The following is a 13,940-nucleotide window of genomic DNA, read 5'->3' on the forward strand; positions in this document are numbered from 1 at the left end:
CGTGGACACCCGCATCGTCGACCGGCTCCGCTGCCCGGTCTGCGCCGAGCCGCTGGCGGAGGCCGCCGCCGGCACCGCCACCGCGCTGCGCTGCCCGCGCCGGCACAGCTTCGACGTCGCCCGGCAGGGCTACGTCAACCTGCTCGCCGGCCGCGCCCCGCACGCCGGGGACACCGCCGAGATGGTGGCCGCCCGCGCCGACTTCCTGGCCGCCGGCCACTACGACCTGATCTCGACCGCGCTCGCCACCGCCGCGACGGAGGCCGCGGACCGGGTCCGCGCGGCGCGGCCCGGGGCGTACCCCCTGGTGGTGGACGCCGGTGCGGGGACCGGCCGGCACCTCGCGGCGGTGCTGGCGGCGCTGCCGGACGCGGTGGGCCTGGCCCTGGACGTGTCGAAGCCGGCACTGCGCCGGGCGGCGCGGGCGCATCCCCGCGCGGCGGCGGCGCTGGCCGACACCTGGCAGGGGCTGCCGCTGGCCGACGCCGGCACCGCCGTGCTGCTGAACGTCTTCGCCCCGCGCAACGGCGCGGAGTTCCACCGGGTCCTCGACCCGGCCGGGTCCCTGCTGGTGGTGACGCCGGCCGAGGAGCACCTCGCCGAGCTGGTCGGCGCGCTCGGCCTGCTCCGGGTGGACCCGGCCAAGGCGGACCGGGTCGCCGAGAGCCTGGGCGGGCGCTTCGCGCAGGTGGCGTCGACCGGGCACCGGCGGGAGCTGGCGCTGACCGGGCCGGAGGTCGCGACGCTGGTCGGGATGGGCCCGAGCGCGTGGCACACCGACCCGGCCGGGCTCGCCGCCCGGGTCGCCGCGCTGCCCGAGCCGGTCCGGGTGACCGTCGCGGTGGACCTCACCGTCTGGCGGCCGGGCCCGCGCTGACCCGGCAAATCGGGGTGGTGAGGCCCCGGCCGGCCCGGCGGGTCAGGTGGAGAGGTCGACCTCTTCCCAGCCCGGGGGCTCGTCGTGGTAGGGCCCCCGCAGGACCACCGCCCACTCCAGCGCCCACCGGCGCTGGCCGATGGCGTTGGCGTCGACCAGGCCGGGCGGCGTGCGGCCGGCCCGCTCCGTCTCCAGGTACGCCCAGTCGAGGCAGTAGTGCAGGTCGAGCAGCGCGGCCGCGTCGGCGGGGTGCTGCGGGGCCGCGAGGATCCGGGCACGCCACTGGCCGAAGGTCTCCCCGCCGGGGATGTGCGGCATCCGCTCCACCAGCCGCTCGTCCACCGGCAGGGTCGGGTCGAGCTGCTTGGTCAGGCCGAGCACCCAGGCCAGCGCGAAGAGCGCGTCATGGTGCAGCACGAACGACCGGTGGTCGCCCTTGCCGCCGGTCACGAACTGGAACTCCGGCGGCGTGACCATCTCGACCAGGTGCGAGGCGAGCAGCCAGCTCATCGCGGCCTGCGGCGGCATCCCGAAGCAGCGCGCGAGGATCAGGTGCAGCACGGCGATCCGGGCCTCGATCTCCGCGGTGGGTCGCAGTTCGATCTGGTCGCCGGGCTCCCACACGAGCGGGAACTGGGGTGGCGGCAGCGGGAGACGCAGCCGGGACAACTCGTCCAGGCTCGCCTCACGCACCTCCCGTGGATCGGGGGCAGGTACGGTCACGGCGGAAATGTCCTGTCTGCTCGCGACGACTCGGCGCCGGTTGTCCCCCTGGCCAGGGAGGATAGCGCTCCGAGCCGGCCGGCACCATGCCGCCCCGGCGACCGCCCCGCTCAGCCGATGCGCTCGATGACCAACGGCGTCGCGGCGGGCGCGGTCGGCGAGATCCGCACCGCCCGCGCGGCGTCGTCCCGCGCCGCCGGAATCCGGGCGGCGTGCTCCGCGCGCAGCTCGTAGAGGGGGTCGCCGGCCCGCACCGGGTCGCCGGGCCGCTTGTGCAGCACCACCCCCGCCGGCACGCTGACCGGGTCCTCCTTGCGCGCCCGTCCGGCGCCGAGCCGCCAGGCGGCCACCCCCATGGCGTACGCGTCGACCGAGGCGACGAAGCCGTCCGCGTCCGCGCGGACCACCTCGGCCTCGTTCGCGGTCGGCATCGGAACGTCCGGGTCGCCGCCCTGGGCGCGGATCATCGCGCGCCAGGAGTCCATCGCCCGGCCGTCGCGCAGCGCGGCCTCCGGGTCGGCGTCCGGCAGCCCGGCCGCGTCGAGCATCTCGCGGGCCAGCGCCAGGGTCAGCTCGACCACGTCGGCGGGGCCGCCCCCGGCCAGCACCTCGACCGACTCGGTCACCTCGACGGCGTTGCCGATGGCCAGGCCGAGCGGGGTCGACATGTCGGTGAGCAGGGCGACGGTCCGCACGCCGTGCGCGCCGCCCAGCTCCACCATCGTCCGGGCCAGCTCGCGGGCCTGCTCGACGGACTTCATGAACGCGCCGGAGCCGACCTTCACGTCGAGCACCAGCGCCCCGGTGCCCTCGGCGATCTTCTTGCTCATGATCGAGCTGGCGATCAGCGGGATGGCCTCGACGGTGCCGGTCACGTCGCGCAGCGCGTACAGCTTGCGGTCGGCCGGGGCGAGCCCCGCGCCGGCCGCGCAGATCACCGCGCCCACGTCCCGGAGCTGGGCGATGAACTCGTCGTTGCGCAGCGCCGCCCGCCAGCCGGGGATGGACTCCAGCTTGTCGAGCGTGCCGCCGGTGTGGCCGAGGCCACGACCGCTGAGCTGCGGCACGGCCGCGCCGCACGCCGCGACCAACGGGGTCAGCGGAAGGGTGATCTTGTCGCCGACGCCGCCGGTGGAGTGCTTGTCGACGGTCGGCCGGTCGACGGCGGAGAGGTCGAGCCGCTCCCCGCTGGCGATCATCGCGGCGGTCCACCGGGCGATCTCCGGCGCGGTCATGCCGCGCAGCAGGATCGCCATGGCCAACGCCGACATCTGCTCGTCGGCGACCAGCCCCCGGGTGTACGCATCCACCACCCAGTCGATCTGCGCGTCGGAGAGCACATCCCCGTCCCGCTTGACCCGGATGACGTCAACCGCCGTAAAAGCGCTCACCTTTGAGTTCCTATCAATCGTTGCGGAACCGGCCGACGGGCCGCGACCACCGACCACCGACGGATCGGGCCGACCGTGACCGGCGGAGGGATCAAGCCTGACCGCCCGGAGCCGGTCATGGTCGGCCCGATCCCCAAGCTCAACCAACCGGAGCCGGGCACGGCAGGCCCCAGCCGGCTCTGAACTCAACCACCCCAGCGGACAGGGATCTCCATCGGCGGCTCGCCCTCGCCGGCCCAGAAGATCGTGCCCGAGGCGTCCACGACCACGACCCGGGGCGTGCGGGCGTGCCCCCAGGCGATCGCCTCCGCCGGGTCGTCCCAGCTCGGGCCCTCCTCGAGCACGCCGGTCTCGGCGCCCTCGCTGTCGCCCGCGGACCGCTCCCAGTAGGCCGTCCAGACCTGCTGGCCGGCGGAGAGGTCGGGGTGAACGAAGACCGTGCCCCGGCCGCGCCAGGCCGCCAACCGCTCCGGCACCACCGGCACCGGCGCCTCCCCGGTGACCGCCTCGAGGTCTGCCACGTCGAAGGCGTGCGGCAGCAGCTCGGCCATCCGCAGCGGGCCGCCCCTGGCCTCGATCAGGCACTCCGGGCCGCCCTGCTCCCACAGCAGCTGGCGGCACCGGCCGCACGGCATCAGCGGCTCGCCGGTGGCGTCGACGCAGGACAGGGCGACGATCCGGCCGCCGCCGGTGGCGTGCAACGAGGAGACCACGCCGCACTCGGCGCAGAGCACCACGCCGTACGCGGCGTTCTCCACGTTGCAGCCGACCACCACGCGGCCGTCGTCGACCAGGGCGGCTGCCCCGACGGGGAACTTCGAGTACGGCACGTACGCGTGCCGCATCACGTCCGTGGCGGCGGCCCGCAGCCGCTCCCAGTCGATCTCCATGTCGTGCTCCCCGTCAGCCCTTGATATACGGCTTGCCGTCGGCGGCCGGCGCCCGGACCCGGCCGACCAGACCGGCCACCGCCAGGATCGTCGCCAGGTAGGGCAGCATGGCCAGGAACTGGCTCGGGATGGCGCTGTTGATCGCGCCCAGGTACGTGGCGAGCTGGTCGGCGAAGCCGAAGAAGAGCGCCGCGAGCAGGGCGCCCGTCGGGCTCCACCGGCCGAAGATCAGTGCGGCCAGGGCGATGAAGCCCTTGCCGCCGATCATGTTCTTGGTGAACGAGTAGAGCGCCAGCGTGTACGAGGCGCCGCCGATGCCGGCGACCACCCCGGCGAGCAGCACGTTGCGGTAGCGCAGCCCGAGCACGCGGACGCCCAGCGTGTCGGCGGCGGTCGGGTGCTCGCCGACCGAGCGGGTCCGCAGGCCCCACCGGGTGCGGAACAGTGCGATGTGGATGACCAGCACCAGCAGGAGGCCGAGGTAGAGGAAGATGTTGCCCCGGAACAGCGCCGGCCCGATCAGCGGGATGTCCGACAACAGCGGGATCTCCCAGTTGCTGAACCGGGGCGCGCTGTTGTATTTCTGCGCGTTGGGCTGCATCAGCCGCTCGTAGAGGAAGCCGGTGACGCCGACCGCCAGCAGGTTGAGCACGATGCCCATGACCACCTGGTCGACCAAATAGCGGATCGAGAAGACGGCCAGCAGCAGGGAGATGAACGCGCCGCCGAGCGCCGCCGCGACCAGGCCCACCCAGACGTTGCCGGAGAGGCTGCCGAAGAGCGCCCCGCTGAAGGCGCCCATCAGCAACTGCCCCTCGATGGCCACGTTGACCACGCCGGAGCGCTCGCACAGCACGCCGGCCAGCGCGCCGAAGATCAGCGGCAGGGCCAGGATGAACGTGCCCCGGACGATGTTGACCAGCGGCATGAAGTTCTGCCCGTTCGGCGCGGCCGAGACCTGCCAGCAGAGGAACGACAGCACGAAGCCGACCAGGCCGACGCCGAGCACGAGGGTGAACCAGCGCTTCGGCAACCCGGCGAGCATCGCGACGCCGGCGGCCACGGCGACGACTCCGAAGAGAATCGCGCCGAGCGTGCCGTCGATCTTCAGGGCGGCGCCGGCGGCGTCCTCGCTGAGGGTGAAGCGGGCCTGCTCGCCGGTGGCGAGCGCCCCGAACAGCACCGTCGCCAGCAGGCCGAGCCCGAGCAGCACGGCGCCGACCTTGCGGGTGCGGGTCCAGAACCCCAGGTCGACGGGGGCGACGGCGACGTCTTCGACAGCCATGGTGGACATGAGTTACCAGCCCTTCGCCAGGCTCGTCTGCAACCGGGCGGCGCGGGCGGCCCGGAGCTGGAAGATCGCCTTCACCAGGGCCGGCGCGGCGATGAAGATGACGATCAGCGCCTGGAGCACGGTGACCAGCTCCAGCGAGATCCCCGAGTACGACTGCATCCGGTTGCCGCCGGCCTGGAGCGCGCCGAAGAGCAGCGCGGCCAGCGCCACGCCCCACGGCTTCACCCGGCCGAGCAGCGCCACCAGGATGCCGTCGAAGCCGATCTGCGCGACCACCAGCGGGGTGAGCGCGCTGGCGGTGGTGCCGAGCACCATGTTCGAGCCGCCGAGGCCGGCCAGGATCCCGGCGAAGACCATGATCAGGACGTACGTCCGGGTGACGCTGATGCCGGCGGTCCGCGCGGCGTCCGGGTTGGCGCCCACCGCGCGCAGCTCGAAGCCGAGCGTGGAGCGGTTCAGCAGCCACCAGACGGCCCAGGTGGCCAGCACCGCCAGGATGATGCCGGCGTGCACCCGCAGCCCGTCGCCGAACAGCCGGGGCAGCTGGGCCGACGGGTCGACCGGCTTGCTGATCGCGTCCGTACGGTTCGGGTCCTGGATGCCGTTCTGCACGATGATCCAGGTCAGGAAGTACGTGGCGATGTAGTTGAGCATGATCGTGTTGATCACCTCGTGGGCGCCGGCGCGCGCCTTGAGGATGCCCGGGATGAAGCCCCAGATCGCCCCGCCGAGCGCGCCGGCGAGCACCGCGACGAGCAGGTGCAGGCCGGGCGGCAACGGCAGCAGGAAGCCGGCCAGCGCGGCCAGGATCACGCCCATCGTGGCCTGGCCCTGGGCGCCGATGTTGAACAGGCCGCCCCGGAACGCCAGCGCCACCGACAGGCCGGTGAAGACCAGCGGCGCGGTGTAGGTGAGCGTCTCGGAGATCGGGCTCATCACGGCCTGGAAGCCGACCGCCTCGGGGTCGAAGACGGCGCCCTTGAACAGGTTGCCGTACGCCTCGCTGACCAGCGTCCAGCTCGCGTTGAGCGCGTCGGACGGCCGGGCGGTGATGTAGCTGTAGGTGGCCAGCACCTCGGGGTCGGAGACGATCATCAGCACGGCGCCGACGACCATCGCCAGGACCAGCGACAGCAGCGTCACCGTGAAGGTGTTCGCGGCCCAGAGGTTGTCCAGGAACAGCCGCCCCAGCGAGGGCTTCGCCTCCGGCTCCGGCTGCTTCGGGGAGGTGGCCGTCTCGGCGCGCTCGGTGTTGCCGAGTGCGGTCTGCGCGGCCTGCGCCTCGGTCGCCGGCGCCTTGTCCGGGGAGCCCGACGGGGGGTTCGGGTTGCTCATGCCGGCACTCCGCTTCGCTCCGTGCCGCCATGAGGCATCACCGCACAGAGCCTGATGATTCGCTCGCTTCGCTCGCTCATGCCTCGTCCTCGCTACCAGGGCCCTCGGCGGCGGGGGCCGCCGCGCCGCCGTCGGCCGTCGTGGCGTCCGCGGTCGTACCGGTCGCGGCGGCGGGCGCCGCGTCGGGGGTGATGCCGGCCATCAGCAGGCCGATCTCCTCGCGCGGGGTGTCCGGGCCGACGATGCCGATGATCCGGCCGCGGTACATCACGGCGATCCGGTCGGCCAGGCCGATCACCTCGTCGAGTTCGCTGGAGACCACCATGACGGCGGTGCCGACGTCCCGCTCGCGGATGACCCGGCTGTGGATGAACTCGATGGACCCGACGTCGACGCCCCGGGTCGGCTGGGCGGCGATGAAGAGCTTCAGCGGCCGGGACAGCTCCCGGGCCACGATCACCTTCTGCTGGTTGCCGCCCGAGAGGGTGCCGACCGGCGCGTCGGCCGAGGAGGTGCGGACGTCGAACTGCGCGATCCGCTCCTTCGCCGACTTCGCGATGGCGTCCGGCTTGAGCGCCAGGCCCTTGCCGAAGGGCGGCCGGTCGTAGATGTCGAGCACCAGGTTCTCCGCGACGGAGAACTCCTTGACCACGCCGTCGACGCTGCGGTCCTCCGGCACGTAGCCGACGCCGGCGCGGAGCACCTTCTTGGTCGACCAGCCGTTGACCTGCTGACCGTCGAGCGTGATCGTGCCGGCGAGCGTCGGGCGCAGCCCCATGATCGCCTCGATCAGCTCGGTCTGGCCGTTGCCCTGCACGCCCGCCACGCCGAGCACCTCGCCCGCGCGTACGGTCAGGTCGATCCCGTCGACCGCCCGGATCTGCCGGTCGTCGTCGACGACCAGGCCGGCGACCTCCAGGATCGGCTTGCCGGGGGTGGCCGGCTCCTTCTCCACGGTGAGCCGGACGCTGCGGCCGACCATGAGGGCGGCCAGCTCGTCCCGGCTGGCCTCGGGAGAGGCGGTGCCGACGGTCTTCCCGCGCCGGATGACGGTGATCCGGTCGGCGATCGCCTTGACCTCGCCCAGCTTGTGCGTGATGAAGACGATCGACTTGCCGGCGGCCTTGAGCGACCGCATGACGGTGAGCAGTTCCTCGGTCTCCTGCGGAGTGAGCACCGCCGTCGGCTCGTCGAGGATGAGCAGGTCGACGTCGCGGGTGAGCGCCTTGACGATCTCCACCCGCTGCTGGATGCCGACCGGCAGGTCCTCGATCACCGCGTCCGGGTCGACCCGCAGGTTGTAGCGCTCCGAGACCTCGGCGACCTCGCGCCGGGCCCGCCGCCGGTCCAGGAAGCCGGCGATGCCGCCCCGGACCTGCTCGGCGCCGAGCATGATGTTCTCGGCGACGGTGAAGACCGGCACCAGCATGAAGTGCTGGTGCACCATGCCGATCCCCGCCGCGATCGCGTCGGAGGGCCCCCGCAGCTTCAACGGCTCGCCGTCGACCAGGATCTCGCCCTCGTCGGGCTGGTAGAGCCCGTAGAGCACGTTCATCAGGGTCGACTTGCCCGCGCCGTTCTCGCCGAGCAGGGCGTGGATCTCTCCAGGCTCCACCGTCAGGTCGATGTGGTCGTTGGCGACCAGATCACCGAACCGCTTGGTGATGCCGCGCAGTTCGAGTCTCAGCGCAACCTCCTGGAGTGCGAAGCGATGGTGCAGCGTAGCTGCCGGGGGACCGCTCGTGGCGCAGGGCCGTCGTCGGGGGTGGAGCGGATCGGCCGCCCCGGCGCCGTGGGGGTTCCCCGCGACGCCGGGACGGCCGGAACGTCGTGCTGTACCGCTCGCCGGCCCTACCCCGGTGATCGTCTCACCGGGGTGGGTCGGCGGCGCCTCACTTCGGCTGGGCTGCGGAGGTGACGGTGACGGTGCCGGCGGCGATGTCCGCCTTCAGCTTGTCGATCTCCGCCTTCAGCTCGGCCGGGACCTTGCTGTCGAACTCGTGGTACGGGGCGAGCCCGACGCCGTTGTTGGCGAGGTTGCCCAGGTAGCCCGGGTCGTGCGAGAGCTTCTCGCCGTTGGCGGCCTTGACGACGGCATCCTTGACGGCGCCCGGGATGTTCTTCGCGACCGTGGTGATGATGGCCGAGCAGTCCGGGGTGCTCTCGCAGCCGTCGACGTCCACCCAGATGGTGTTGTACTTGCCGCCCGACGCCTTGGCCGCGCCGGTGGTGCCGAGGCCCGAGCCGCCGGCGACCGGCATGATGATGTCGGCGCCCTGGGCGACCAGCGCGTCGCTGACCTTCTTGCCCTCGTCCTGCTTGACGAAGTCGTTGGTGAAGGAGCCGTTCTGGCTCGCCTTGTCCCAGCCGACGACCTTGACGGTCTTGCTCTTCGTCTTGTTGTAGTGGGCCACGCCGTCGACGTAGCCGTCCATGAAGATGGTGACCGGCGGGATCTTCATGCCGCCGTAGGTGCCCACCGTGCCGCTCGTGGTCATGCCGGCGGCCAGGTAACCGGCGAGGAAGCCGGCCTGGGCGGTGTCGAACTGCATCGGGTAGACGTTGCTCTCCGGCAGCTTCGCGTCGACGATGCCGAACTGCTGGTTCGGGTTCGCCTTGGCGATCTTCGAGGTGGCGGTACCCATCAGGCCACCGACGGCCAGGATGAAGTCGCACTTCTGGTTGACGTACTGGGTCAGGTTGACCTCGTAGTCCGCCTCGGCCTTCGACGCGACGTACTTGATGTCGATGTTGGGGTTGGCCTTCTTGGCCTCCTCCAGACCCTTCCAGGCCGAGGTGTTGAACGACTTGTCGTCGATGCCGCCGACGTCGGTCACCATGCAGGCGCTGTACTTCTTGTCGCCGCTGCCGGCGTTGTTGCTGTCCTCGGGAGCCTCACCGCACGCGGCGGCGCTCAGCACGAGCCCACCCACCGCGAAGACCGAGGCAATCCGCATCCCACGCACCGAGCGCAAGACGTCTCCTTCCCCATTGCACACCGCGTCCTGCACGGTGGCAGCCCTATGAGCCGGCTGCGCTGCGCCGCCGGCGTCCCACGTTACGGACGGGAGCGTACGCCCGCGCCCACCCACCGGCCGACAATCGTGCACGAACGTTGAGCGCCTGTTACCCCTACGTAACCCTTAGGTGGGGCAGATCACTCTGAGTGCTGGTAGGTGAGCGCCGGGGCGTCGCGGAAACGTCCGTTTTTTCCGGGCAGCCCCTGGCGGAAACGTTACCGCCAGAAGACCGCCACCGCCGCGTTGACCAGGGTCAACCCGACGATCGCAAGGAAATGGCCGCGGTTGACCGCGTCCCGCTTCCGGGAAAAGAAGACCATGACGAAGATCAGCAGGGCGAGCACCAACTTGGTAACAAGTTTGGCCGGGTCCGGCTCGTTGCCGTCGCGCAGCGGCGCGGAGAGGCCGATGCCGGTCAGCAGCATGATCACGGAACCCCAGAGCATGGCCGGGTTGATCCGCAGCTTTCCGCTGATGTACTGGACGATCGCGCCGCCGAGCAGCAGGGCGAAACCGATCAGATGGACGTAGCGCAGTATCAGTCTGAGAGCTTCCACGCGCACATCCTCCCCCACCAACGACGGACCGTAGTAGCGGGGCGGTTCAGGGCGTGTCAGCCACCGCCCGGGGGCCGACCGGGCGCGGCGACCCGGCGGCGACCGGGTGCGGCGACCCGGCCGCGGTGGCGCCGGAGGGCCGGCGCCCCACCAGGACCAGCACCAGCCCGGCCAGCGCGTACCCGGCGAGGACGGCGAGCGGCCGGGCGGACCCGGCGCCGTCGAAGAAGGCCACCGAGCGCAGCAGGGTGCCGCCGGCGCCCACCGGCAGGAACTGGCCGACCGTGCCCCACGGCTGCGGCAGCAGCTCGGGTGCCGCGCTGACCGCCGAGAGCGGGTTGCCGACCAGGAAGACCAGCAGTGCGCCCAGGCCGAGGCCCGGCCGGCCGAGCAGCGCCCCGAGACCCGCCACCGTGGCCGCGCAGGCCAGCGCGAAGAGCCCGACCGCCGCCGCCTCGGCGGCCGGATCGCCGTCGAGCACGCCGAGCCAGCCGTGCAGCACGACCACGCCGGCGCCCCCGGCGAGGACGCCGAAGACCACCAGGCCGACCAGCCGGGCGACCCGGCCGGCGACCAGAAGGGTCAGCAGCGCGCCGGCCAGCAGGCTCGCCATCGCGAACGGCAGGAAGCCGGCGCCGAATCCGGCGCCCCGGGGGTCGTCCGGGGCGGCGGGGACCACCTCGACCACCGGCACCGGGCGGCCGGCGGCGAGCTGGGCGGCCGCCTCGGTGAGCAGCGCGGCGACCGCCGGGCTGGCGGCCGGCGCGGTGTGCAGGGCGACGCCCTCGGGGCCGGCGACGAACGCCGCGTACACCTCTCGGTCGCGCAGGGCCCGGTCGGCTGCCGCGGCGTCCGGGAGGGTGGTCACGTCGAAGGCTCCCGGCCGCGCGGCGGCGAGCCGGGCGGCCAGTTCGCCGGTGGCGGGCGCCGGGCCCGCGACTGCCACGGGCAGGTCGCGCGGCGCCAGGTTGGCGGCCGGAGCCGCGAAGAGGGGCACGAGCAGCGCCAGCAGGACCGCCGCCAGGGCGGCGACACCGAGGGCGGCCGGCAGGGGCGGCGGGGTGCGGGTCGACATGGGAGCCTCCTAAAACGAACGCTCATTCTTTTATGACTCCAGGCTGCCGCTGTGGTGCGCGACTGTCAAGAACGAACGTTCGATTTACGATGTGTCCCGTGCCCCGCGTCTCCCCGGAACACCTCGCCGCCCGCCGCCGCCAGATCGTCGACGCGGCCCGCCGGTGCTTCCTGCGGGAGGGCTTCCACCGCACGACGATGCAGGACGTGATCGCCGAGGCCGGTCTCTCCGTGGGCGCCGTCTACCGCTACTTCCCGAGCAAGGCGGATCTGATCAACGCGATCGCCGAGGAGGCGGTCGGCGGCGCCGGAGTCGTCCTCGACGACCTGCTCCGGCGGGAGCCACCGCTCCCCCTGGTCGAGGCGCTCGACCGCGCGCTGGCGTACGTGGAGACGCAGACCGGCGACGACGGCGCCCTGCGGATCGCGATCCAGGTCTGGGGCGAGGCGCAGCGGGACCCGGTGCTGGCCGAGTTCGTGGCCGACAAGTACGACGGCATCCGCCGCCACTTCGAGGCGCTCGTCCGCCGCGCCCAGGGCACCGGCGAGGTGGCCGCCGACGCCGACCCGGAGGCGGTCGCCGCCGGCCTCTTCGCCCTGGTCATCGGCTGGTTCCTCCAGCGACTCCTCACCGGCCGCCCGGACCGCGCCACCTACCTCGCCGGCGTCCGCGCCCTCCTCGCCCCCTGACCGACCCCTATCCCGCCCGGCCCCGCCCCGCCCCGCCCCGGCGGCGCGCAGAGCAGGGCGGGGCGCGGGCGGCCCCGGGTCAGGCGAGGCGCCAGGCCTGGAAGGTGGGGCCGTCGGCGGGCAGGGTGACCGTGCCGTCCGGGTCGGGGCGGAGGGCGGGGGCACCGCCGTAGACGTTCTCCGCCGCCCGCAGCCCGGCCAGGCGGACCGGAGCGCCGGCGGCCCGGCGGGCCAGCACCAGCACGCTGCCGGCCGCCGCCTCCCGCAGGAAGACCAGGGTGTCCGCGTCGTGGTGCAGCCAGCGCAGGCCGCCGTGGCGCAGCGCGGGCTCGGCGCGGCGCAGCGCGACCAACGCCCGGTAGCCGGCGAACGTCGACTCGTCCCAGGTCTCGGGCCGGTGCCACGGCATCGGGGTCCGGGAGCCCTCCCCGTTGGTGCCGGTCAGGCCCAGCTCGTCGCCGGCGAAGATCACCGGGGTGCCCGGCATGGTGGCGAGCAGACCGGCGGCGACCTCCTGCCGCGCGGCGTCGCCGACCACGGTGCGGATCCGGGCCGAGTCGTGCGAGCCGAGCAGCTGCCACGAGTGGGTGTACGACCGCCACGAGACCAGCGACCGGTAGGCGTTCATGGTGGCCAGTACGGCGTCGGCGTCCCGCCGCAGCACGCCGCCGGGGGTGCCGAGGAAGTTCGGCAGCGGGTCGTCGCCGTGCCGCAGCCAGGACCAGACGGGGTCGGTGAAGCCGACGTAGTTCATCGTCCCGTGCCAGCCGTCGCGGTCCAGGTCGCCGGTGTGGTCGTGGCCGTGCTCGGCCAGCAGCAGGCCGTCGGCGCGGGTCTCGGCGACCACCCGGCGCAGCAGCGCCGCCACCTCGTGGGTGTACGCGTCGGCGCCCTGCCGCCCGGTCATGTTCGCCACGTCCACCCGCCAGCCGTCCAGCCCGTACGGCGGTCGCAGCCAGCGGCGCAGCAGCGAGTCCTCGGCCGTGGCGAAGCGCCGGCGCAGCTCGGCGCTGCCCCAGTTCAGCTTCGGCAGCGACTTGACCCCGTTCCAGGACTCGTACGACAGCTCCAGGTCGCAGCGCGGCGTCAGACGCGCCGAGCTGGAGTTGTCGCAGCCGGTCACCTCGTCGAAGTAGTACAACTCCCGCTCCGGCGCGGACACGTCCGAGGCGGCCCGGGTGAACCACTCGTGCGCGTCGCCGGTGTGGTTGCTGGTGATGTCGCCGAGCAGCCGCCAGCCGCGGGCGCGTACGGCGTCGGCAAGCCGGGCCAGCGCGGCGTTCCCGCCGAGCAGCGGATCGACGGTGTCGAAGCTGGACGCGTCGTAGCGGTGGTTGGAGCGGGCCGGGAAGATCGGCGTCAGGTAGACGGTGTTCACGCCGAGCCGGTCCAGGTGGTCCAGCCGTCCGGTGACGCCGTCCAGGTCGCCGCCGTAGAACTGGTAGGGGGTCTCCGGGCCGCGCCCGATCACCGGGGTGTCCCAGTCGCACGGGATCGCCCAGTCCGGCAGGTCGCGCCCGTCGGCGGCGGCGGAGCGGGCGAACCGGTCCGGGAAGATCTGGTAGATCACCGCGTCCCGGGCCCAGGCCGGCGGCGGGGCGTACGTGACCAGCTTGAAGTCGCCGTTGTCCGGCACGTCGTGGTGCGCCACGCCGGCGGCGTTCAGCCAGCGGTAGCCGCGGCGGCCGGTGAGCATGAACCGGTAGTTGCTGACCGGGTTGCGGGCCTCGACCGGGACCCGCCACCAGACGTCGTCGCCGTCGGTGCGGTCGACGACCGCCTCGGTGAACCGGGGCTCACCGTCGCCGGTGGTGCGCACGTGCACCTGGCGGGCGTCGGCGCCGGCCGGCACCCGGACGAAGACGTCGACGGTGTCGCCGAGCGAGGGCTCCTGCTCGGGGACGTACAGGGCGGATCCGTCGTGGTGCGGCAACAGGGACATGGTGGCGCCTTTCGCGTCGATCGGACGGGGAGAGAAAGGGGGCACCCGCCGCGGCCGGTTTCCCGACCGCGGCGGTCGACCCGCGACTGCTCCGGTGTACGTCGGACGCCGACGCCCTTGCCGCAGCGCTGCGTGTTGCTGACCGGC

General features: G+C 73.1%; 12 protein-coding genes. 2 read left to right on the forward strand and 10 right to left on the reverse strand.

Translation table 11 applies throughout. The annotated features are described in order from the left end of the window. Position 1 precedes the first annotated feature (1 nt). Positions 2–877, forward strand: a complete 876-nt coding sequence (locus tag ACZ6O2_RS03890; RefSeq protein WP_466021918.1) for a putative RNA methyltransferase — start codon at positions 2–4, stop codon at positions 875–877. A 42-nt stretch (positions 878–919) separates the two neighbouring features. On the opposite strand, the gene ACZ6O2_RS03895 is transcribed toward ACZ6O2_RS03890, so the two are convergent. From ACZ6O2_RS03895 to ACZ6O2_RS03935, 9 genes are all read right to left on the reverse strand, one after another. After that, complete coding sequence (locus ACZ6O2_RS03895) at positions 920–1,600, reverse strand: DUF4272 domain-containing protein (protein ID WP_350712077.1); 681 nt, start codon at positions 1,598–1,600, stop codon at positions 920–922. Positions 1,601–1,710: 110 nt separating this feature from the next. Beyond that, complete coding sequence (locus tag ACZ6O2_RS03900) at positions 1,711–2,991, reverse strand: thymidine phosphorylase (RefSeq protein ID WP_466021919.1); 1,281 nt, start codon at positions 2,989–2,991, stop codon at positions 1,711–1,713. 185 nt (positions 2,992–3,176) lie between these two features. Continuing rightward, on the reverse strand, positions 3,177–3,881 hold the full coding sequence (locus ACZ6O2_RS03905) for a cytidine deaminase (protein ID WP_350712075.1): 705 nt from the start codon (positions 3,879–3,881) through the stop codon (positions 3,177–3,179). A 13-nt stretch (positions 3,882–3,894) separates the two neighbouring features. Next, on the reverse strand, positions 3,895–5,175 hold the full coding sequence (locus ACZ6O2_RS03910; protein WP_350712074.1) for an ABC transporter permease: 1,281 nt from the start codon (positions 5,173–5,175) through the stop codon (positions 3,895–3,897). 3 nt (positions 5,176–5,178) lie between these two features. Continuing rightward, positions 5,179–6,510 carry an ABC transporter permease gene (locus ACZ6O2_RS03915; protein ID WP_350712073.1) on the reverse strand — a complete coding sequence of 444 codons (1,332 nt, stop codon included), beginning with the start codon at positions 6,508–6,510 and terminating at the stop codon, positions 5,179–5,181. A 76-nt stretch (positions 6,511–6,586) separates the two neighbouring features. Then, entirely contained in the window at positions 6,587–8,230 is a 1,644-nt protein-coding gene (locus ACZ6O2_RS03920; protein ID WP_466021988.1) for an ABC transporter ATP-binding protein, read from the reverse strand. A gap of 172 nt (positions 8,231–8,402) precedes the next feature. Further along, positions 8,403–9,467 carry a BMP family lipoprotein gene (locus ACZ6O2_RS03925; protein ID WP_466021989.1) on the reverse strand — a complete coding sequence of 355 codons (1,065 nt, stop codon included), beginning with the start codon at positions 9,465–9,467 and terminating at the stop codon, positions 8,403–8,405. A 278-nt stretch (positions 9,468–9,745) separates the two neighbouring features. After that, entirely contained in the window at positions 9,746–10,087 is a 342-nt protein-coding gene (locus tag ACZ6O2_RS03930; protein WP_466021920.1) for a hypothetical protein, read from the reverse strand. Between the two features lie 46 nt (positions 10,088–10,133). Beyond that, positions 10,134–11,162, reverse strand: coding sequence for a hypothetical protein (locus ACZ6O2_RS03935; protein ID WP_466021921.1), 1,029 nt, complete (start codon positions 11,160–11,162; stop codon positions 10,134–10,136). A gap of 98 nt (positions 11,163–11,260) precedes the next feature. Between ACZ6O2_RS03935 and ACZ6O2_RS03940 the strand changes: the two genes are divergently transcribed. Continuing rightward, positions 11,261–11,851: a TetR/AcrR family transcriptional regulator gene (locus ACZ6O2_RS03940; protein ID WP_466021922.1), complete on the forward strand. Its 591-nt coding sequence runs from the start codon at positions 11,261–11,263 to the stop codon at positions 11,849–11,851. Between the two features lie 79 nt (positions 11,852–11,930). Here ACZ6O2_RS03940 and ACZ6O2_RS03945 read toward each other — a convergent pair whose 3' ends face one another. Further along, on the reverse strand, positions 11,931–13,793 hold the full coding sequence (locus ACZ6O2_RS03945; RefSeq protein WP_466021923.1) for a glycoside hydrolase family 13 protein: 1,863 nt from the start codon (positions 13,791–13,793) through the stop codon (positions 11,931–11,933). Positions 13,794–13,940 lie beyond the last annotated feature (147 nt).

The sequence above is a fragment of the Micromonospora sp. NPDC048040 genome, assembly GCF_055587185.1.